We start from the raw sequence: 19222 nt of genomic DNA, 5'->3' as shown, positions 1-19222 counted from the left end.
TGAGGTCGTAAGGTTGGTCCCCGGAGCACGTCGGACCGCGGCAGCCCCGGGTCCCAAAATAAGCCGCTACGAGCGGCCACGCGCCGTGAGGCGCTCCCGGTCCGGCGTGCTCCCTCAGTTATCGGCTCAGTTCTCGGCTGAGGTCCCGGCTCAGGTCACGGCAGGGCGTGGTGCCGGCGCGCGGCGGCCAGCACCCGGTCGTACGTCGCCCGGTCCAGCGCCGCGCCCTCCCGGCGGATGCCGGCCGGCTCGAGCTCGAGCAGCCGGTCCAGCCGCACCTCGCTGGGCCGCCTCTCCCGGTCCCAGCCGCCGGTCCCGACATCCATCCAGTACCGCCCCTGGCGCGCCTCCTGGGCGGCGTCGCGGTCGTGGTCCTTGCTGGTCAGCATCAGGCCGAGCCAGCGCTCGCCGCCGCCGGCCCGCCGGCTGCCCACCAGCAGCACCGGGCGGTCCTTGCCGCGACCGTCGTCCTCCTCGAAGGGCACCCAGGCCCACACCACCTCGCCGGGGTCCGGCCGTCCGTCCGCCCGGGGCGCGTAGCCGAAGACGTCCGGCTCGCGACGCGGGCGGCGAGGTCGGGCGGCCCTGGTCACCAGGTCGCGGATCCGGCGGCTGAGTCGAGGCACGGGGGGAGCCTACGGCCGGCGGCCCGGCGGCCGACCGGGCCCGCACCGGGACGCACCGGGTCGCGCGCAGGGTCGCGCAGGGTCGTCCCCGGCGCGAGGCGCCTCCGGGCCCGTGCCGCCGGTCGGTAGGGTGGGGCGCCGGCGGCCCGGGTCCGGGCCGGCCGCAGCAGGAGCGGTCAGAGCCCGGCGTACGCCGGGGAGAGGGGTGCAGGTGAGGATTCGTCGCTGGTCTCGTGGGCGCGGCCGGTCGGCGGTGCTCACCGGAGCGCTGGCCGGGGTGCTCTGCCTCGGGCTGGCCGGCTGCGACGGCGGCACGGGGGCACAGCCCGGCCCGATCCTGCACAGCAGCAGCGCGAGCTCGCCGACGCCCCAGCCCACCTCGCTGACGTTCGGGGTCTACGGACCCAAGGACGAGCAGACGGCCTTCGAGCGCGTGGTGAACGCCTTCAACGCCACCAGTCAGGACAGCCAGGTCCAGCTGCACAGCTGGCCCACCCACGACGCGATGATCTCCGAGCTGCGCAAGGCCTCCGCCGGCGGGCAGGAGCTCCCGGACGTGTTCATGGTCTCCCGCAGCGACCTGGCGTGGCTCCAGCAGCAGCAGCTCACCCAGCCGGTCGACGAGCTGCTCGACGAGCGCGGCGTGGACTTCGGTGACGGCTACGCGCGGTCCGCGCTGGAGGCGTTCAGCGCCGACAACCGGCTGCAGTGCATGCCGTACTCCATCTCGCCGATGGTCATCTACTACAACAAGGATCTCATCGACTTCGCACGGATGGCCGAGCGCGGCCTCGACGCCCCCGACCCGGAGAGCGACAACCCGCGCTGGACCTTCGAGCAGTTCACCGCCGCGGCCAAGTTCGCGACCCATCCCCGCAAGGGCACCCGCGGCGTCTATGTCAGTCCCTCGCTGAACGGGCTCGCCCCGTTCATCTACTCCGGTGGCGGGTCGCTCTTCGACGACGAGCAGAACCCCACCTCGCTGGCCTTCTCCGCCAGCGGCACCCAGGACGCGCTGAACCGGGTGCTGCCCCTGCTGCGCAACCCCCACCTCACGCTGACCCAGCGACAGCTCGCCACCGCCTCGCCGCTGCAGTGGTTCGAGCGGGGCAAGCTGGGCATGATCGCCGGCTACCGCTCGCTGGTGCCGCGGTTGCGGCGGGTGCCCGGCCTCGACTTCGACGTGATGCCGATGCCGATCCTGGACAGCTCCGCCACCGTCGGGAACGTGACCGGCCTGTGCTTGTCCGCCGACGCGGCGAGCACCCCGGAGGCCGCCGACTTCCTGGTGCACGTGCTCTCCACCGAGCAGGTCGCCCAGGTCGCCCACACCGGCTACCTGGTCCCGACCAATCTCGAGGCGGCCGCCGGCGAGGACTTCCTGCAGCCGGGCCGCCAGCCCGAGGACGCCCGGGTCTTCACCAGCAGCGAGCGCTACGTCCACTTCATGCCGCTGATCGACACGATGACGCGGCTGGAGCAGGTGGTCGGGGGAGAGCTCAACGAACTGGTCACCGTGCCGGTGCTCGACCTGGCCCAGCTCGGCGCGCAGATCGACGCCCAGTCCCGCAGCGTGCTGGCCCCGGCCAGCCCCAGCCCCAGCCCGAGCGACAGCTCGAGCCCGAGCCCGAGCCCCAGCTCGACTGACAGCCCGAGCGCCGGCTAGCTCGAGCGCCGGTCGGCTCGAGCGCCGGTCGGCTCGAGCGCCGGCCGAGGGCGGGCCGGCCGGCCCGGGGCGCGGAGGCACCCGACGTCAGTCCGTGGCGGCCTCGGCGTCGGCCTGCAGCACCGCGGTGGTCAGCAGCGGCGCGGTGAGCGCGATCTGCCAGCTGCGGGCGCCGTACGCCGCGAGCTGGGCGGCGACCTCGTCGAGCAGCTGGCCCGGGTCGCGGGTCGCGGGCGGCGTCCACAGCGTGCGCCGCAGGTAGTCGGGCGTCAGCAGGTTCTCCACCGGGATCGAGTGCTGCTCGGCCAGGTCGGCCATGGCGCTGCGGGCGAGCGCGAGCCGGCTGGCCGCGACCGGGTCCTTCTCCGCCCATGCCCGGGGCAGCGGCGGACCGTCGCTGCGCGGCGAGCGGGCCGGCAGCTGGTCCTCGGGCATCTCGGTGGCCTCGCGCAGCGCCGCCAGCCAGCGGCCGGCGTACCGCTCGGCGCCCCGGCCGTGGAAGCCGCGGGTGCGCAGCAGGGACGGCTTGTCGGCGGGCATCGCCTGCGCGGCGGCGACGATCGCGCTGTCGGGGATGATCCGCCCCGGGGTGACGTCGCGCTGGGCGGCGATCTCGTCGCGGGTCTCCCACAGCGCGCGCACCGCGCCCAGGCCGCGGCGGCCGCGGACCCGGTGCATCCCGGAGGTGCGCCGCCAGGCGTCGACCCGGGGGGTCGGCTGGAAGGTGCGCAGGTGGTCGAACTCCTGGCGGGCCCAGTCGTCCTTGCCGGCGGCGGCCAGCTCCTCGGCCAGCGCCGCGCGCAGCTCCACGAGGACCTCGACGTCCAGCGCGGCGTACTCCAGCCACGGCTCCGGGAGCGGGCGGGTCGACCAGTCGACCGCGGAGTGCTCCTTGGCGAGCCGGTGGCCGAGCAGGGTCTCGACCAGGGTGGCCAGGCCGACCCGGGGATAGCCCAGCAGCCGGCCCGCGAGCTCGGTGTCGAAGAGCGCGTCGGGGTGCAGCCCCAGCTCGGCCAGGCAGGGCAGGTCCTGGCTGGCGGCGTGCAGGATCCACTCGGTGCCGGCCAGGGCCTCGGCCAGCGGGTCGAGGGTGTCCAGCGCGATCGGGTCGACCAGCGCGGTGCCGGCGCCCTCCCGGCGCAGCTGGATCAGGTAGGCGCGGGAGGAGTAGCGGTAGCCCGAGGCCCGCTCGGCGTCGATCGCGACCGGGCCGGTGCCGCCGGCGATGGCCGCGGCGACCTCGCGCAGCCGCTCCGCGTCCTGCACCACCGAAGGCAGGCCGTCGCGCAGCGTGAGCAGCGGGCGCTCCTCGACCGGCGGCTCGGGGACGGTGTCGCCGGCCGGCACCCCCTCGGGATCCGCGGCCGGGATGTCGGCGAGCTCGGGTTCGGAGGGGTCGGCGAGCGGGGGCATAGGACTCAGTGTCCCGGACCGCGCTGGCCGCGCCGGCTCGGGATCACCGCAACCCCCTCCGGCACCGGCGGCAGCCCCGCCGCGGTGCACAGCAGCTCGCCCCACGCCTCGATGTGCGGGGCGAGGTCGAGCGGGGCGCCGGGGACCGCTCCCGGCTCCGGGGCGGGGGACCACGAGGCGCGGATCTCCAGCTGGGCGGTGCCGCCCTCGTCGGCCATGCCGCCGAAGCTCTCGGTGGCCACCCGGGTGACGGTGCCGGAGGCGGCGGCGTACGTCGCGCCGTGGGCGTCGAGCGCCTCGGTCAGCCACGACCAGCCGACGCTGGCCAGCAGCGGGTCGGTCACCAGGTCCAGGTCGATCTCGGCGCGGGTGTAGGCCACCAGCCGGAAGGTGCCCTCCCAGGCGTCGTTGCCGGCGGGGTCGTGCAGGAGGATGATCCGGCCGGTGCCGACGTCGGTGTCGTCGACGGTCACGTCCGCGGACAGCGCCGCGGCGTACGGCGCGATCCGCTGCGGCGCCGGCATCTCCTCACAGAAGACCTCCGGGCGCAGCCGGGCGGCCTGCATGCTGCTCACCGCGTCCCGGAACTCCGGGGGCACCCCCGCACCCGCTCCGGGGTGCGTCTCCTGACTGGCCACCATGGGTTCACAGTAGGTCGGCGGGCCCGTCTCGATGTGCGAACACGCCGACCGACCTGCGAGGCTTCACCCCGTGAGCACCCGTCCAGACGTCTCCGAGAGCGCCTTCTTGAAGGCCGCGCGCGGCGAGCCCGTGCCGCACACCCCGGTCTGGTACATGCGCCAGGCCGGTCGGTCGCTGCCGGAGTACCTGCGGGTCCGGGAGGGCGTCGCGATGCTCGACGCGTGCGTGGATCCCGACCTGGTCGTCGAGATCACCATGCAGCCGGTGCGGCGCTACGGCGTGGACGCGGCCATCCTCTTCTCCGACATCGTGCTGCCGCTCAAGGCGGTCGGGGTGGACCTCGACATCACCCCCGGCGTGGGGCCGGTCGTCGCCCATCCGGTGCGCACGCTCGCCGACGTCGAGGCGATCCCCGAGCTGACGCCCGAGCACGTCCCGTTCATCACCGAGGCGGTGCGCGGGCTCGTCGGCGAGCTCGGCGGCACCCCCCTCATCGGCTTCGCCGGCGCGCCGTTCACGGTCGCGTCGTACCTCGTCGAGGGCGGCCCGTCCAAGGAGCACGCCCGCACCAAGGCGATGATGTTCGGCGCCCCCGAGGTCTGGGAGGCGCTGATGGCCAAGATCGCGCGGATCGCCGCGGCCTACCTCGAGGTGCAGGTCGCCGCCGGTGCCAGCGCGGTGCAGCTGTTCGACTCGTGGGCGGGTGCGCTGACCCCGGCCGACTACCGGGCGCAGGTGGGGCCGCACTCGGCGTACGTGCTGGAGCGGGTCGGTGCGCTCGGGGTGCCGCGGATCCACTTCGGGGTCGGCACCTCCAACCTGCTCACGCTGATGGGTGAGGCGGGCGCCGACGTGGTCGGCGTCGACTGGCGGATGCCGCTGGGCTCGGCGATCCCGCTGGTGGGAGACCGGGCCGTCCAGGGCAACCTCGATCCCACCCTGGTCTTCGCCCCGACCGAGCTGATGACCGCCCGGGCCGCCGAGGTGATCGAGGCCGGCCGCGCCGCGCGCGGGCACATCTTCAACCTCGGCCACGGCGTCATCCCCTCCACCGACCCCGACCAGCTCAAGCGGCTGACCGAGTTCGTGCAGTCCTATCCGGTGGCCTGATCTGGCGTGAGGGGTGCCGAGCCGGCCCTCCGAGCCGGCACGGAGCCCGTGAGGTGTGCGTTGGCCGGCGTGAATGTCTCTCGCGGCCCCGCCGCCACTGACGTGCGGGCGGTGTTCCGGCCGGTCGAGGGCCGATTTCCTTTGCGGCGGATCCCACCCCTCTGGTGCTTGCGATCCGCCGCAAACCGCTACTGGTAGGAGACCAGCACCGGCCGCGCCGTCCGCACCTGCAGCCGCACCGGGCTTCCGGGGATCGTCACCGTGCCGTCGACGTCTCGCCACGCTCCGCCATCCACGCGGAACTGCGCCGCGTAGGTCGTGTCCACGCTCGGACTCACACCACCCTTGGACTCGTAGGCGTGGGTGATCTGCAGGTCCGGGTAGGGCGCACCCGCGTCCGAGGTGGCCAGGTCCGCGCCGTCCCCGAACCGCCAGTGGAACTGACTCGGCCAGATCCGCAGATCGACCCTGCGACCCAGCAACTGCACCGTCCTGGTGAACGGCTCCTGCTCGGTGTAGAAGTTGGTCCGGAAGTTGACCAGCGTCTCCCCACCCGGCGGCTGCACCTCCAGCTGCGACCCCGGAAGGCCAACCCTCCGCAGTGCCTGGAGCACCAACGCCTGCGTGATCTGCGGCTGAGGTGCAGGAGCGCCGGGGCCGTTACCCTGCGCTGCACAGAAACGGTCAGGCGGGAGGCCGACCGTTATGGCCATCCGAACACAGGCGGCGTCCCAGCCCGAATCCCTCGGCGGGGTGGCGTGGGACGCCACCCCTGCAGGAGCGGGCGGTTGAGTGGTCGAAGTGCAGGTCTGATGCGCCACCAACTGGACCGCACCGTCCACGAACTGCTCTGCCTGCGTCCAATGACACTCACCCGTCGCGTGAGCGGCCGGAGTGCAGAAGACGAGCGAGCTCGCGAGCAGGGCGAGAGCCAAGGTCAAGGAGGCCCTCATGACAAGAAGCCCAAGAAACTGACCAGCCAGCCCTTCTCGGATGGCTGCAACTTGAAGACCGCCATATGCCGCTCGGGCGGATACTCATTCGGCGTAGCGCCCGCCTCAGACACCGTCGTTCCACCAGCCATCACCACGCCCGCATCGACGACCGCCCGCGACGAGCCCGTAGAACGGAGCCTTGCCTTGGCGATTCGCCACCCAGCCGTGTCGAAGTGACCGCCACTGGAATAGATCTCCTCGATCGGCTCGATGAGCCCATCACAGGTCCTGCAACTCGGCGCACTCAGTTCACGGACATCATCGACACCTTCGCCCCGTAACGCCTTGTTACGCGCTGCTACCCAGGAGCGAACTACAGCGACCGGCCGGGCCTTCTTCGACGGCGTCGCAGTTGCACTCTCCGAGGCCGGGTCGGACGCTGACGGCGAGACGGACTCCGACATCCCCGACGCAGGCGCGACCTTCGGCACCGGATCCTGCGACGAGCACCCGGCGAGCGCGCAGGCGAGGAGGAGGCCAAGAGCGGCGAACGCCGACCGAGAGCGCTCCATCCACGGATCCTTCCCCCGAAGCCGCGGCCCGGCGAGGGGCCGCGGAAATGCACATTACGGAAGGACCCACGGCCTGGGAAGGCCCCGCCAGACCGCCTGTGGACAGTCCCGGATGGCCGGCCCCGCCGGTCAGGGCGCGCCGCGTCAGGACTTCTTCGCGGCCGTCTTGCGGGGTGCGCGCTTGCGCGCGGTGCGGGTCGGCCGCAGCCGCACCCGCACCTGCTGGTCGGGCTCCTGCTCGACGTCGACGTAGTCCTGCGCCCGGGCGAGCTCGACGAGCTTGGGGTAGCCGTAGTTGCGGGAGTCGAACGAGGGGTTGTTGGCGCTGATGTGGCTGCCGACCACCGACAGCGCCGCCCAGCCGTCGTCGTGCGAGGTGGAGTCGATCGCGGCGACCAGGATCTTGCGCAGCTCCGGCAGGGGAGCCGCCTCCTCGTCGGGCTGCTGGGTCGCCTTGGCCGCGTCGACCGGCTCCCGGCCCAGCACCTCGAGGTAGATGAACCGGTCACAGGCGGCCACCAGCGAGCGAGGGGTACGCCGCCGGCCGAGCCCGATGACGGTCTTGCCCGACTCGCGCAGCCGGGTCGCGAGGCGGGTGAAGTCGCTGTCGCTGGACACGATCGCGAACCCGTCGAGGTTGCCCGAGTAGAGCAGGTCCATCGCGTCGATGATCAGCGCGGAGTCGGTGGAGTTCTTGCCGCTCGTGTAGGCGAACTGCTGGACCGGCTGGATCGCGTGCCGGTGCAGCTCGTCCTTCCAGGGGGAGAGCTGCGGGGTGGTCCAGTCGCCGTAGGCGCGCTTGACCGTCGGTACGCCGTACCGCGTCAGCTCCTCGAGCAGGGCGCTGACGGAGGCGGCGGAGGTGTTGTCGGCATCGATGAGGACGGCGAGGCGGCTGTCGGCTGGCACGGGACCAGCCTCGCAGACCGGCCCGGCCGGCGTACCCCTTCGGGGTCGATCTCGCGGCGCGGCCTACCCTGACCGGGTGGATGGCCGGGTGGATCGTGCGCAACGCCGGGTGGTCGTCGTCGGGGGCGGGATCGCCGGGCTCACCGCGGCCCGCGACCTCGCCGCGGCCGGCCACGACGTGCTGCTGCTCGAGGCGACCGACCGGGTCGGCGGCAAGCTGCGCCGGCACGAGGTGGCGGGCGTCGCGGTGGACGTCGGCGCGGAGGCGATGCTCAACCGGCGCCCCGAGGGGGTCACGCTGGCGGCGGCCGCGGGGCTCGAGGTCATCCATCCGGCGGTGGTGTCCTCCCGCCTGTGGGTGCGCGACGCGCTCCGCCCGCTGCCGCGCTCGCTGATGGGCGTGCCGCTCGACCTGGACCAGCTCGCCTCCTCCGGCGTGCTGTCGGCCGACGGGCTCGCGCGGGCCCGTCGGGAGCCCGAGCTGGCCGCGGAGGTCCTCGACGGCGACGTGTCGGTGGGGGACCTGGTGGCCCGCCGGTTCGGCGACGAGGTGACCGACAGCCTGGTCGAGCCGCTGCTCGGCGGCGTGTACGCCGGCCGCTCCCGGGAGATCTCCGCCCGCGCCGCGGTGCCGCAGCTGGTGGCGTACGCCGAGCGCGGGTCGCTGCTCGAGCAGGCCGGCGCGATCCCGCCCAGCTACGACCGGCCGGTGTTCGCCGGCGTCCCCGGCGGCATGGGCCGGCTCCCCGAGGCGTTGGCCTCCGGCTCGTTCGTCGTGCGCACCGGCGCGACCGTGCGCGGGCTCCGCCCCGGCCCGGACGGTGCCGGCTTCGTGCTGGCGGTCGGGCCGACCACCGCCCCCGAGCAGCTCCGCGCGGACGCGGTCGTGCTGGCCACCCCGGCCGCGCCGACGGCCCGGCTGCTCGGCGAGGTCGCGCCGGCGGCGGCCGCCGAGCTCGCGGGCGTCGAGTCCGCCTCGGTGGCGGTGGTGACGCTGGCGTTCCGGGCCGCCGAGGTGCTGCCGCTGCTCGAGGAACGGCTCGGCGGCCAGGGCTCGGGGTTCCTGGTCCCGCCGACCGCCGGACGCCGGATCAAGGCCGCGACGTTCTCGTTCGCCAAGTGGGCCTGGGTCCGCGACGCCGGTCGCCGGACGCTCGACGGCGAGGACCTGGTGCACCTGCGCACCTCTCTGGGCCGGCACCGCGAGGCGGTCGCGCTGCAGGCCGCCGACGAGGAGCTGGTCGGCTGGTCGCTGGCCGACCTGGCGGACGCGGTCGGCCTGTCGGCGACCCCGGTCGACACGCACGTCCAGCGGTGGGGCGGCGGGCTGCCGCAGTACGCCCTCGGACACCTCGACCGGGTCGCCCGGGTCCGCGCCGCGATCGCCCGGGTGCCGGGGCTCGCGGTCTGCGGCGCGGCGTACGACGGGGTCGGCATCCCGGCCGTGGTCGCCTCCGCGCACCGCGCCGCCCGCGAGGCGCTGGACGCGCCGCCCGCCGGCTGAGCCCGCCGGCTAACCCCGCCGGCCGGCTCGTCGCACCCGCGCCGGTGGGCGGTGGGTGAGCCCAGTCGCTCTCTGCTTCCGGCCTGGGGTGGTGGCCTGGGGTCCTGAGCCCCGCCCCCCGGTGAAACTCGGTCCGGCCCACTCTTGCCTGCGACTCGGCCGCACCGGCGCGTCCTGCTCCCAGCATCCGCAGGGGCCCGGGCCGGCGCATCCCCCGCCCGGGTCATGTGGGCCGGTCCCCGGGGCCGCGGATCCGGTTGCGGAATGGCGACCAACCGCAGATCCCCGCACTACCCGGCTGCGGTCTGTCACCATTCCGCACGCGGAGGCCCGGCGGCGCATGGCTGAGAAGGGTCATTGGTCACTGGTCATGCTGGGTGGTCTGGGTCATGGTCTCGAGCGTGAGTGCTGAGCGCTTGCGCGTGATCGAATGCGGTGCGCGCGACGGACGCCCGGTGATCCGGCGCCACGACGAGCGGCAGGTCGGGCCGCTCTTCTTCGGCCCCGGTGACGCCAACCTGCTCTGCGGCGCGTGCACGTTCCTGCTGATCCGTGGCGCGAACGGCGCGCACTCCATCCGCGACGCGGTCGTGGAGTGCCCCAACTGCGGGTCCTGCAACCAGGCGTCCCGCCCGGCGCCGGACCCGGGTAGCCCGGCGCCCCCGGCTCCCCGGCCCGCTTCGCCCTAGCCCGGCCCGGGCGCCCGGCAGGTCTGCCTCGTTGTCCCTGTCGGTCGGGACACCGGGCCCGGCACCGTCGGGCCATCGACGGCGACCGCCGTCCCGACCCGAAGGAAGAGCCGCATGAGCACCCACGTCTCCACCTCCAACCCGGTCCGTTCCGACGTGCTGGACCCCGGGCCGTACGCCGGGACCCCGGCCCCCGCCGCCTCGCGTCCGACCGGCCACCCCGCCCACCCCGGCCACCCCGGTCGCGCCTGGACGCTCGCCGGCATCGCGGCGGGGCTGGCGGGGATCGGCACGCTGGTGACCTCCAGCCTGGTGGACGTCGTCTACGCGGACCGGTTCGCCGGGACCACCGACGGCGTCGCGACGGCGCTGCAGGACAAGGCCGGCGTGATGTTCGCGTTCCACACCGTCACCGCGCTGGGCGCGGTGCTCACCGTGCTGTTCGCGGCCGGGCTGTACCGCCGGCTGCGGGCCGCGCTTCCGGACAGCACGATCCCGCTGGTCGCGTTCGCCGGCCTGTTCGGCACCGCGGTGGTGTCGATCCTGGGCAGCGGCCTGGACACCGAGTACATGATGTCGCTCGCGGCCCGCGACGGGTACGTCGACGACGCGACCAGCGCGATGTACAACCACTGGATCGGCACCGTCCCGTGGCTGTGGACGCTGGCCGGCCTCACCGGGCTGGCGGTGTTCGTCGCCGCGCGCCGGGGCGCGGTGCCGCGCTGGACCGGCCGGGTGGGCCTGGTCCTGGGCGGTCTCACCCTGCTGCTCGGCATCTCCCCGCTGGAGTACATGGCCGGTGTCACCGGCTCGGTGTGGCTGGTGGTGACCGCCGCCGGGTTCGCGCTCGGCGACCGGGCGCACCGCGCGGCGGCCCGCTGACCGGCGTACGCCGTGCCGCTCCCGTCCCGGGACCCCACATCCCGGGCAAACCCGGCCGGTCCGGCCCCCTCGGGGTCGGGCCGGCCGCACAATGTGCCGGTGGACCCCAGGCAGGCGACCCGACGGCACCTCGCGGTGCTGGCGCTGCCCGTGCTCACCACCGCCGCGTTCGCGCTCACCGTCGCCCTCGACCTGGCCACGCCTCCCTCCGGTCCCGGTCGCGAGCTCGCCCCCGGCTACGGCTGGAGCTACGCGCTGCTGGGGCCGCTGCTCGGCGGACTGGCCACGGTGATCCTGGTGCGCGACGTGCGCCAGGGCTGGGGCTGGGCGCTGGCCTGGCTGGGGGTGTTCTGGGCCCTGGACGGGCTCACCCAGTCCTACGTCCGGTTCGGGATCCGGCCGGACGACGCGCTGCCCGGCGAGAACCTCGCCCTGTGGTTCCTCAACCGGTTCGGGGCGTTCCTGCCGGTGACCGTGGCGGTGCTGCTGATGATCTTCCCGACCGGGCGCTTCCTGGAGGGCCGCTGGGGCCGGGCGTGCCAGGCGGCCCTGGCGCTGATGGTCGTGTCGGTCGCCGCGGCGATCCTCGCGCCCACCGGCCCGCAGGCCAGCGGCATCGACCCACCCCCGGGCGTGGACGTCGACGCGTTCACGGTGCCGGCCCTGGGCGGGCTGGCCGACCGGGCCATCCCGCTGGCCGTGGCCCTCTCGATCGCCGGCCTGGGCGTCGCCATGGCCTCGGTGGTGGCCCGCCACCGGGTCGCCCGCGGCCTCGAGCGCGAGCGGATGCGCTGGCTGCTGTGGTCGGTCGTCGCGATGGCCCTGGTCATCGTGCTCGGCTTCGTCGTCCACGTCCGCCAGGTCCAGGACCTGGTGATCTTCTGCGTGGCGCTGCTGCCCGCCGCGGCGATGACCGTCGGCATCGTCGATCCCCGGCTGGTCTCGATCGAGGACCTGCTCGGCCGCACGCTGGTGCTCGGCGCCCTGGCCGTCGTGCTGCTCGGCGTGGACCTGCTGGCGGTCGCGGCGCTGGCCGGCGCGCTGGGCGACTCGCTCACGCAGGGCCAGGTGGTGACGACCGTGCTGCTGGTCTCGGCGGTGCTCTACGCGCCGCTGCGGTCCCGGCTGGCCGCCTGGGTGCGGCGGCTGCTGCTCGGCGGCCGCGACAACCCCTACGACGTCGTCGCCGGGTTGGCCGCCAGCCTGGAGACCGCCGACGAGGGCCCCGCCCAGCTCGCGGCGGTCGCCCGGGCGGTGGCGACGGCCTTCGGCGTGGGCTTCGTCAGCGTCGAGGTCGACCGGGCCGCGGGCGAGCGGCTGGTCGCGACGTACGGCGAGCCGCCGCGGGAGACCCGCAGCCTACCGATCGCCTACCGCGGCGTCGAGGTGGGCCGGCTGGTGCTCCCGGCCCGGGGGCTGCGCAGCCGGCTCGGCCGGCGCGACGAGCAATTGCTCGGCGACCTGGTCCGCCAGGCGGCCACCGCCGCCCGTACCAGCCGACTCGCCGAGGAGCTCCAGGACAGTCGCGAACGGCTGGTCGCCGCGCGCGAGGAGGAGCGCCGACGGATCCGCCGGGACCTGCACGACGGGCTGGGCCCGGCGCTGAGCGGGGTCGTGTTCCGGCTGGAGTCGGCCCGGCTGCGGCTCGACCGCGACCCCGAGGCAGCCCGGGCCGACCTCGCGGCCACCCGCGAGCAGGTGCAGGAGGTGGTGGCCGACGTACGCCGGCTGGTGCACGAGCTGCGCCCGCCGGCCCTCGACGACCTGGGCCTGGCCGGGGCGCTGCGGCAGCAGGCCGACCGGCTCACCCGGGACGGGCTCGTGGTGCGGGTCGAGGCCGACGACCTCGGCGCGCTGCCGGCGGCGGCCGAGGTGGCGGCGTACCGCATCGCCGCCGAGGCGCTGACCAACGTGGTGCGGCACGCCGCCGCGGCCACCGCGACCGTGCGCGTGCGCCGCCGGCCCGGTGAGCTGGTCGTGGAGGTCCGCGACGACGGCAGCGGCATCGACGAGCGGGCGCAGGCCGGCGTCGGGCTGCTGTCGCTGCGGGAGCGGGCCGCCGAGCTGGGCGGCCGCAGCGAGGTGACCTGCCCACCCGGCGGCGGCACGCTGGTCCGGGCCTGGCTGCCGACCGCGCGGCCGGACGCCGGGTCGGACGCGGGGCAGGACGCCGGGCCGAGCATGGGCCAGGACGCGAGGCAGGAGCCGGTGGTCGTGCCGGCGGGGGAGGGCTGATGGGCGAGCAGGTCATCCGGGTGGTCGTGGTCGACGACCACCAGATCGTGCGCGACGGGCTGGTCTCGCTGCTCGGCGCCCTGGACGGGATGGCGGTCGTCGGCACCGCCGCCGGCGGCCGCGACGCCCTGCGCGTGGTCGCCGAGGCTGCCCCGGACGTCGTGGTCATGGACATCCAGATGCCGCACCTGGACGGGATCGAGGCCACCCGGCGGGTCACCGCGCAGCAGCCCGGCGTGCGGGTGGTGATGCTGACCATGAACGAGGACGACGACACGATCCTCGCCGCGATCCGCGCGGGGGCGTCGGGCTACCTGCTGAAGGGGTCGGGGGCGGAGGAGGTCGCCAACGCCGTGCGCGCCGCGCATGCCGGCGGCATGGTCTTCGGGGCCACCCTGGCCGGCCGGGTCGCCGACCTGTTCGCGGGCCGGGCCACGGTGGCGGTGCCGTTCCCCGAGCTCACCGACCGCGAACGGGCGGTGCTCGACCTGCTCGCGGCCGGACGGTCGAACGACGCGATCGCGCGGGCGCTGTTCGTCTCCTCCAAGACCGTGCGCAACACGGTGTCGGCGATCTACGCCAAGCTGCACGCACCCGACCGCGCGGCCGCGATCATCAAGGCCCGGGAGGCCGGTCTCGGGCGCGCTTGAGCGGGGTCCACAATGGAGGCATGAGCACGACCTCCGACAGCCCCGCCACGAAGACCCGGGCCGCGCGCGCCCGGGAGATCAACGACTCCATCCAGTACACGATGTGGTCGGTCTTCCGGCTCCGCGACGTCCTCGGTGACGACGCCGACCGCGAGGCCGAGGGCGCCGAGGTCGAGAAGCTGTTCGCCGAGCTCGCCGAGTCCGACGTGGTGGTGCGTGGCGTCTACGACGTCAGCGGGCTGCGCGCCGACGCCGACGTGATGGTCTGGTGGCACGCCCCGCGCTCGGAGGACCTGCAGGCGGCCTACCACCGGTTCCGCCGTACGGCGTTCGGCCGGCGGCTCGACCCGGTCTGGTCGCAGCTGGCGCTGCACCGGCCCGCCGAGTTCAACAAGGGCCACATCCCGGCGTTCATGGACGACGAGGAGCCGCGCGCCCACCTGTGCGTCTACCCGTTCGTGCGCTCCTACGAGTGGTACCTCCTCGAGGACGCCGACCGCCGCCGGATGCTGGCCGAGCACGGCATGATGGCCCGCGGCTTCCCCGACGTGCGCGCGAACACCGTCTCCAGCTTCGCCCTCGGCGACTACGAGTGGCTGCTGGCCTTCGAGGCCGACGACCTGCACCGCATCGTCGACCTGATGCGTCACCTGCGCGGGGCCGAGGCCCGCCGCCACGTGCGCGAGGAGGTGCCGTTCTACACCGGCGCCCGCACCCCGATCTCCGAGCTGGTCGCCCGGCTGCCCTGACCACGGGTGGTGGGTCAGCCACCTGTGTCGGCGCGCGGTCGGTGGCCAGCTCACCGCTGCCGGGACCGCCAGCCCCGGGGCCGCGGGCCCCGGGCGGGCGAGCTCAGGAGTCGGCGGGCTCGAGGGTCAGGCTGATCGAGTTGATGCAGTAGCGGTCGCCGGTGGGGGTGCCGTACCCGTCGGGGAAGACGTGCCCGAGGTGCGAGCCGCAGCCGGCGCAGCGGACCTCGACCCGCTTCATCCCGTGCGAGGTGTCCTCGAGGTACTCGACGGTGTCGGTCAGCGGCTGGTAGAAGCTGGGCCAGCCGCAGCCGGAGTGGAACTTGGTGTCGGACTCGAACAGCTTGGCCCGGCAGGCCTTGCAGCGGTAGACGCCGGTGGTCTCGGTGTCGGTGTACTCACCGACGAACGGCGCCTCGGTGCCGGCCCGACGCAGCACGGCGTACTCCTCCGCCGAGAGCTCGGCCCGCCACTCCTCGTCGGTCTTCTCCACGTCGTAACCCATGCCCCCACGGTAGGCGAGGGAGCAAAGTGGCGCGCGCCGGGCGCTGGGACGCAGTTCACCCTCTCGGGGCGTTGACCATTCCAGTAAACACCTGTTCACTGAGTTCCCAGACCAGTCGAACGGAGGCGGGCATGGCCGTGACGAACCCCTGGGAGTCCATCCCCTGGGACCGGGTGCGCAGGGCGGGCTCCAAGCTGACCACCCCGCTGCACCCCGACGACTACCTGCGGTTGCTCAACCCGCTGTGGAGCGAGCGTGAGCTGCGCGGGCGGATCGAGGAGGTGGTCCCGGAGACCGAGGACGCCGCGACCCTGGTGATCCGTCCGGGCTGGGGCTGGCGCTACGACCACCGCCCCGGCCAGTACGTCGGGATCGGCGTGCAGGTCGACGGGAAGTTCCAGTGGCGGTCCTACTCGGTGAGCTCGCCCCCGCAGCGTCGGGGCCGGACGATCTCGATCACGGTGCGCGCGATGCCCGAGGGCCTGCTGTCCTCGCACCTGGTCAGGGGGCTCGCCCCCGGCACCATCGTGCGGCTGGCGCTGCCCGAGGGCGACTTCGTGCTGCCGGACCCGCCGCCGGCGCGGATGCTGTTCCTGGTCGGCGGCAGCGGCATCACCCCGGTGATGGCGATGCTGCGCACGCTGGACCGCCGCTCCCGGGGGACCGGCCGGGCGATGCCCGACGTGGTCATGCACTACTCCTCGCCGACCCCGGAGCGGATGATCTTCCGCGACGAGCTGGCCGACCTCGAGGCGCGGCACGAGTCCCTGACCGTGCACCGGCTGCACACCGACCTCGACGGCATGCTCGCGCTGGCCGACCCCGAGCGCGGGCTCGACCGGATCTGTCCGGACTGGCGCGAGCGGGAGACCTGGGCCTGCGGCCCGGGGCCGATGCTCGACGCGATCCGCGCGCACTTCGAGGACCAGGCGGCCGAGGACCGGCTGCACCTCGAGCGGTTCTCCCTCGAGCTCGGCGGCGACGGCGGCGAGGGCGGCACGATCACGTTCCGCAACTCCAACAAGCAGATCGACGCCGACGGCGCCACCACCGTCCTCGAGGCGGGCGAGGAGGCCGGCGTCGGGATGCCGTACGGCTGCCGGATGGGCATCTGCCACACCTGCACGCTGACCCTCGTCTCCGGCACCGTGCGCGACCTGCGCAACGGCAACGAGTTCGGACAGCCCAACGAGCCCGTGCAGACCTGCGTCACCGCCGCGGTCGGCGACTGCGTGCTCGACATCTGACCACCACCCCGCAACGAACAGGAGACCCGACATGGCGATCTCGGACGTCAAGGAGTACACCCACCTCACGGCCGACGAGGTGGAGCAGATCGGGCGCGAGCTCGACCAGATCCGCCGGGACGTCGAGGAGTCCCGCTGTGCCGCGGACGCGGCGTACATCAACCGGATGATCAGGGTGCAGCGCGGCCTCGCGGCCGCCGGGCGGCTCACGCTGCTCGCCGGCTCCCGGAGCAGGCGGGCGCGCACCCCCGCCTGGGTCGCCGGCGCGACGTTCCTCGGGCTGGCCAAGGTCCTCGAGAACATGGAGATCGGCCACAACGTCATGCACGGCCAGTGGGACTGGATGAACGACCCCGAGATCCACTCCAGCAACTGGGAGTGGGACACCGCCCAGCCGGCCGAGCAGTGGAAGCACAGCCACAACTACATCCACCACCAGTTCACCAACGTGCTCGGCTACGACAACGACATCGGGTACGGCATCCTGCGGATGGCCCGCGAGCAGAAGTGGCACCCGGCCAACCTCGGCCAGCCGGTCTACAACGCGGCGCTCGCGACGCTGTTCCAGTGGGGCGTGGCCCTGCACGACCTGGACCTCGAGCGGATCCGCAAGGGCGAGAAGGACCCGAAGGAGATGAAGCGGCAGCTGCGCCAGATCGCGCGCAAGGGCCGCAACCAGATCCTCAAGGACTACGTCGTCTACCCGGCGCTCTCGGGCCGGGGGTGGAAGACCACGCTCACCGCGAACATGACCGCGAACCTGGCGCGCAACCTGTGGTCCTACGTGATCATCTTCTGCGGGCACTTCCCCGACGGGGCGCTGCACTTCACCGAGGAGGAGCTCGAGGACGAGACCCGCGCGGAGTGGTACCTGCGCCAGGTCCTCGGCGCCGCGAACTTCGACGGCGGGCCGCTGCTGCACATCCTCAGCGGCAACCTGGGGTTCCAGATCGAGCACCACCTGTTCCCCGACCTGCCGAGCAACCGGTACGCCGAGATCGCGGTGAAGGTCCGCGCGCTGTGCGAGAAGTACGACATCCCGTACACGACCGGTCCGCTGCACCGCCAGTACGGCCAGGCGCTGCGCACGATCATCAAGCTCTCGGTGCCGAACAGCTGGACCTCGAGCGACCAGCCGGAGCCGCCGAGCCCGGTGCGCGACCGCAAGCGGCGCACCGACGCCGAGCGGCCGGCCCGGATCAGGCAGCTCGGCTCCTGGACCCGCAGCCCGCAGGAGAGGAGCCACGACTGATGGACCCCGCTCCCCGCCCCTTCAGCGAGCTGCCGGCCGACCCGGAGCTCGGCGTACCCGTGCCGTTCGCGTGCGGGACCGCCGGGTTCGGCGGCCCGCGGGACGGCTCGGCGCCCAGCGTGCGGAGCCTCGACGGCCGGCGCGTCACGCAGTGCGCGCTGTCGCGGGTCTGCGGCGTGTGCGGCGCCGGGCTGGGCCGGCCGATCGCGTTCCTCGGCAGCCGGCTCGAGGCCGACCGCAACGCCTTCCACTTCCCGCCGGCGCACCTGTCCTGCGCGGAGTCGCTGCTCGACGCCGTGCGCGGGCTGACCGGCGGGGTGCTCGGCCAGGAGGAGGACGTGCGCAGCTGGACGATCGTCACCACGGCCGGGTTCGAGTACGTCCGCCCCGGCAAGGAGGACCTCGACCGGCGCCCGACGTTCCAGCCCAACTCGGTCCTCACCGGCTGACCCCGGATCGGGTCGTGTGCCCGAGGACGCGCCGGGGCGCTCTCGGGCCCACGACCCCGCTAGCGTGAGCCCATGGCGAAGACAGCCGCCGCGGAGGTGGAGGCCGGGGGACGCTCGGTGCGGGTCTCGAGCCCGGACCGGGTGATCTACGAGGCGACCGAGGACACCCCCGAGGTCACCAAGCTGGGGGTGGCGCGCTACGTCGCGTCGGTCGAGGACGGCCTGATGCGGGCGCTGCGCGACCGGCCGACCGCGCTCGAGCGCTGGACCTCGGGGGTGCGACCCGGCATGAGGCTGGCCACCGGCCCCCAGGACCGGGGCGCCGACGCGTTCTACCAGAAGCGGGTGCCCAAGGGGGCGCCGGACTACCTCGAGAGCGTCGAGGTCACCTTCCCGTCCGGCCGGACGGCCGAGGAGATCTGCCCGACCGAGATCGCGGTGCCGGTCTGGTGCGCGCACATGGGGACGATCACCTTCCACCCCTGGCCGGTGCGCCGCGACCCTGCCTCGGATTCCTGGCAGGACCGGCCCGACGAGCTGCGCATCGACCTCGACCCGCAGCCCGGCACCGACTTCCGCGACGCGGTCCGGGTGGCCGGCGTGGCCCGCGAGCTGCTGGAGGAGCTCGGGATGCGGGGCTACGTCAAGACCTCGGGCAACCGGGGCGTGCACATCTACGTCCGGATCGCGCCGCGCTGGGAGTTCCTCGACGTGCGGCACGCCGCGATCGGGTTCGGGCGGGAGCTGGAGAAGCGCGACGGCGGCGTCACCACCGCCTGGTGGAAGGAGCAGCGGGGCGAGCGGGTCTTCGTCGACTTCAACCAGAACTGCCGCGACCGCACGATCGCCTCGGCGTACTCGCTGCGCCCGCTGCCCGGCGCGCCCGTCTCGACGCCGCTGAGCTGGGAGGAGCTCGCCGAGGTCCGGCACCCGCGCGAGCTCAACCTGTTCACGGTGCCCGAGCGGCTCGCCTCGCAGGGGGACGCCTGGGCGTCGATCGACGAGGTGCACCACGACCTGACGCCGCTGCTGGAGCTGTGGGAGGCCAGCGAGGGCGGGGAGATGCCGTTCCCGCCGGACTACCCGAAGATGCCGGGCGAGCCGCCCCGGGTGCAGCCGAGCAAGAAGGTCGCCGCGCACTGGGACGCCGACGGCAACCGGGTCGAGGGCTGAGGGACCGCACGCGC

The 19222-nt window shown here is 74.0% G+C and carries 19 protein-coding genes; 12 read left to right on the top strand and 7 right to left on the bottom strand.

What is annotated here, in order from left to right; translation table 11 throughout:
* Positions 1-155: 155 nt before the first annotated feature.
* Entirely contained in the window at positions 156-626 is a 471-nt protein-coding gene (locus BJZ21_RS16080) for a type II toxin-antitoxin system PemK/MazF family toxin (protein ID WP_343052176.1), read from the bottom strand.
* Between the two features lie 211 nt (positions 627-837).
* Between BJZ21_RS16080 and BJZ21_RS16075 the strand changes: the two genes are divergently transcribed.
* Positions 838-2292 (top strand): extracellular solute-binding protein, encoded by a 1455-nt coding sequence (locus tag BJZ21_RS16075; RefSeq protein ID WP_179664676.1) that lies wholly within the window; start codon positions 838-840, stop codon positions 2290-2292.
* 87 nt (positions 2293-2379) lie between these two features.
* Here the strand turns inward: BJZ21_RS16075 and BJZ21_RS16070 are convergent, their stop codons facing one another.
* On the bottom strand, positions 2380-3705 hold the full coding sequence (locus BJZ21_RS16070; protein ID WP_179664675.1) for an HRDC domain-containing protein: 1326 nt from the start codon (positions 3703-3705) through the stop codon (positions 2380-2382).
* A 5-nt stretch (positions 3706-3710) separates the two neighbouring features.
* Positions 3711-4346 (bottom strand): DUF3000 domain-containing protein, encoded by a 636-nt coding sequence (locus BJZ21_RS16065; protein WP_179664674.1) that lies wholly within the window; start codon positions 4344-4346, stop codon positions 3711-3713.
* Positions 4347-4377: 31 nt separating this feature from the next.
* Here BJZ21_RS16065 and hemE point away from each other — a divergent pair, with 31 nt between their 5' ends.
* Positions 4378-5457, top strand: coding sequence for a uroporphyrinogen decarboxylase (gene hemE, locus BJZ21_RS16060; protein WP_179664673.1), 1080 nt, complete (start codon positions 4378-4380; stop codon positions 5455-5457).
* A 188-nt stretch (positions 5458-5645) separates the two neighbouring features.
* Here hemE and BJZ21_RS16055 read toward each other — a convergent pair whose 3' ends face one another.
* From BJZ21_RS16055 to BJZ21_RS21850, 3 genes are all read right to left on the bottom strand, one after another.
* Positions 5646-6023 (bottom strand): hypothetical protein, encoded by a 378-nt coding sequence (locus BJZ21_RS16055; RefSeq protein ID WP_179664672.1) that lies wholly within the window; start codon positions 6021-6023, stop codon positions 5646-5648.
* 383 nt (positions 6024-6406) lie between these two features.
* Positions 6407-6964, bottom strand: coding sequence for a hypothetical protein (locus tag BJZ21_RS16050; protein ID WP_179664671.1), 558 nt, complete (start codon positions 6962-6964; stop codon positions 6407-6409).
* 144 nt (positions 6965-7108) lie between these two features.
* Positions 7109-7873, bottom strand: a complete 765-nt coding sequence (locus tag BJZ21_RS21850; protein WP_179664670.1) for an NYN domain-containing protein — start codon at positions 7871-7873, stop codon at positions 7109-7111.
* A gap of 88 nt (positions 7874-7961) precedes the next feature.
* Here BJZ21_RS21850 and BJZ21_RS16040 point away from each other — a divergent pair, with 88 nt between their 5' ends.
* The 6 genes from BJZ21_RS16040 to hemQ all read left to right on the top strand — a co-directional run bounded on the left by BJZ21_RS16040 (position 7962) and on the right by hemQ (position 14582).
* Complete coding sequence (locus tag BJZ21_RS16040; protein ID WP_343052174.1) at positions 7962-9377, top strand: protoporphyrinogen/coproporphyrinogen oxidase; 1416 nt, start codon at positions 7962-7964, stop codon at positions 9375-9377.
* A gap of 401 nt (positions 9378-9778) precedes the next feature.
* Positions 9779-10066, top strand: coding sequence for a hypothetical protein (locus BJZ21_RS16035; RefSeq protein ID WP_179664668.1), 288 nt, complete (start codon positions 9779-9781; stop codon positions 10064-10066).
* A 114-nt stretch (positions 10067-10180) separates the two neighbouring features.
* Positions 10181-10948, top strand: coding sequence for a hypothetical protein (locus BJZ21_RS16030; RefSeq protein ID WP_179664667.1), 768 nt, complete (start codon positions 10181-10183; stop codon positions 10946-10948).
* Positions 10949-11047: 99 nt separating this feature from the next.
* Positions 11048-13183 carry a histidine kinase gene (locus tag BJZ21_RS21845; RefSeq protein WP_179664666.1) on the top strand — a complete coding sequence of 712 codons (2136 nt, stop codon included), beginning with the start codon at positions 11048-11050 and terminating at the stop codon, positions 13181-13183.
* Positions 13183-13833, top strand: coding sequence for a response regulator transcription factor (locus tag BJZ21_RS16020; RefSeq protein WP_179664665.1), 651 nt, complete (start codon positions 13183-13185; stop codon positions 13831-13833). Before BJZ21_RS21845 ends, BJZ21_RS16020 begins: the two co-directional genes overlap by 1 nt.
* Positions 13834-13853: 20 nt before the next feature.
* Positions 13854-14582, top strand: a complete 729-nt coding sequence (hemQ, locus tag BJZ21_RS16015) for a hydrogen peroxide-dependent heme synthase (RefSeq protein ID WP_179664664.1) — start codon at positions 13854-13856, stop codon at positions 14580-14582.
* A gap of 103 nt (positions 14583-14685) precedes the next feature.
* On the opposite strand, the gene msrB is transcribed toward hemQ, so the two are convergent.
* Positions 14686-15087, bottom strand: a complete 402-nt coding sequence (msrB, locus tag BJZ21_RS16010; RefSeq protein ID WP_179664663.1) for a peptide-methionine (R)-S-oxide reductase MsrB — start codon at positions 15085-15087, stop codon at positions 14686-14688.
* Positions 15088-15218: 131 nt separating this feature from the next.
* Here msrB and BJZ21_RS16005 point away from each other — a divergent pair, with 131 nt between their 5' ends.
* The 4 genes from BJZ21_RS16005 to BJZ21_RS15990 all read left to right on the top strand — a co-directional run bounded on the left by BJZ21_RS16005 (position 15219) and on the right by BJZ21_RS15990 (position 19208).
* Complete coding sequence (locus BJZ21_RS16005; RefSeq protein WP_179664662.1) at positions 15219-16334, top strand: ferredoxin reductase; 1116 nt, start codon at positions 15219-15221, stop codon at positions 16332-16334.
* A 31-nt stretch (positions 16335-16365) separates the two neighbouring features.
* A complete protein-coding gene (locus tag BJZ21_RS16000; protein WP_179664661.1) occupies positions 16366-17586 on the top strand; it encodes a fatty acid desaturase family protein in 1221 nt (406 codons plus the stop codon).
* On the top strand, positions 17586-18035 hold the full coding sequence (locus BJZ21_RS15995; protein WP_179664660.1) for a hypothetical protein: 450 nt from the start codon (positions 17586-17588) through the stop codon (positions 18033-18035). The genes BJZ21_RS16000 and BJZ21_RS15995 overlap by 1 nt, the downstream gene beginning before the upstream one ends.
* Positions 18036-18107: 72 nt before the next feature.
* Positions 18108-19208: a DNA polymerase domain-containing protein gene (locus BJZ21_RS15990; RefSeq protein ID WP_179664659.1), complete on the top strand. Its 1101-nt coding sequence runs from the start codon at positions 18108-18110 to the stop codon at positions 19206-19208.
* The last annotated feature ends 14 nt before the right edge of the window (positions 19209-19222 follow it).

The organism is Nocardioides panaciterrulae (assembly GCF_013409645.1).
In the GTDB taxonomy this organism is placed as follows: Bacteria; Actinomycetota; Actinomycetes; order Propionibacteriales; family Nocardioidaceae; genus Nocardioides; species Nocardioides panaciterrulae.
This window is presented reverse-complemented; position numbering and strand designations above follow the sequence as displayed.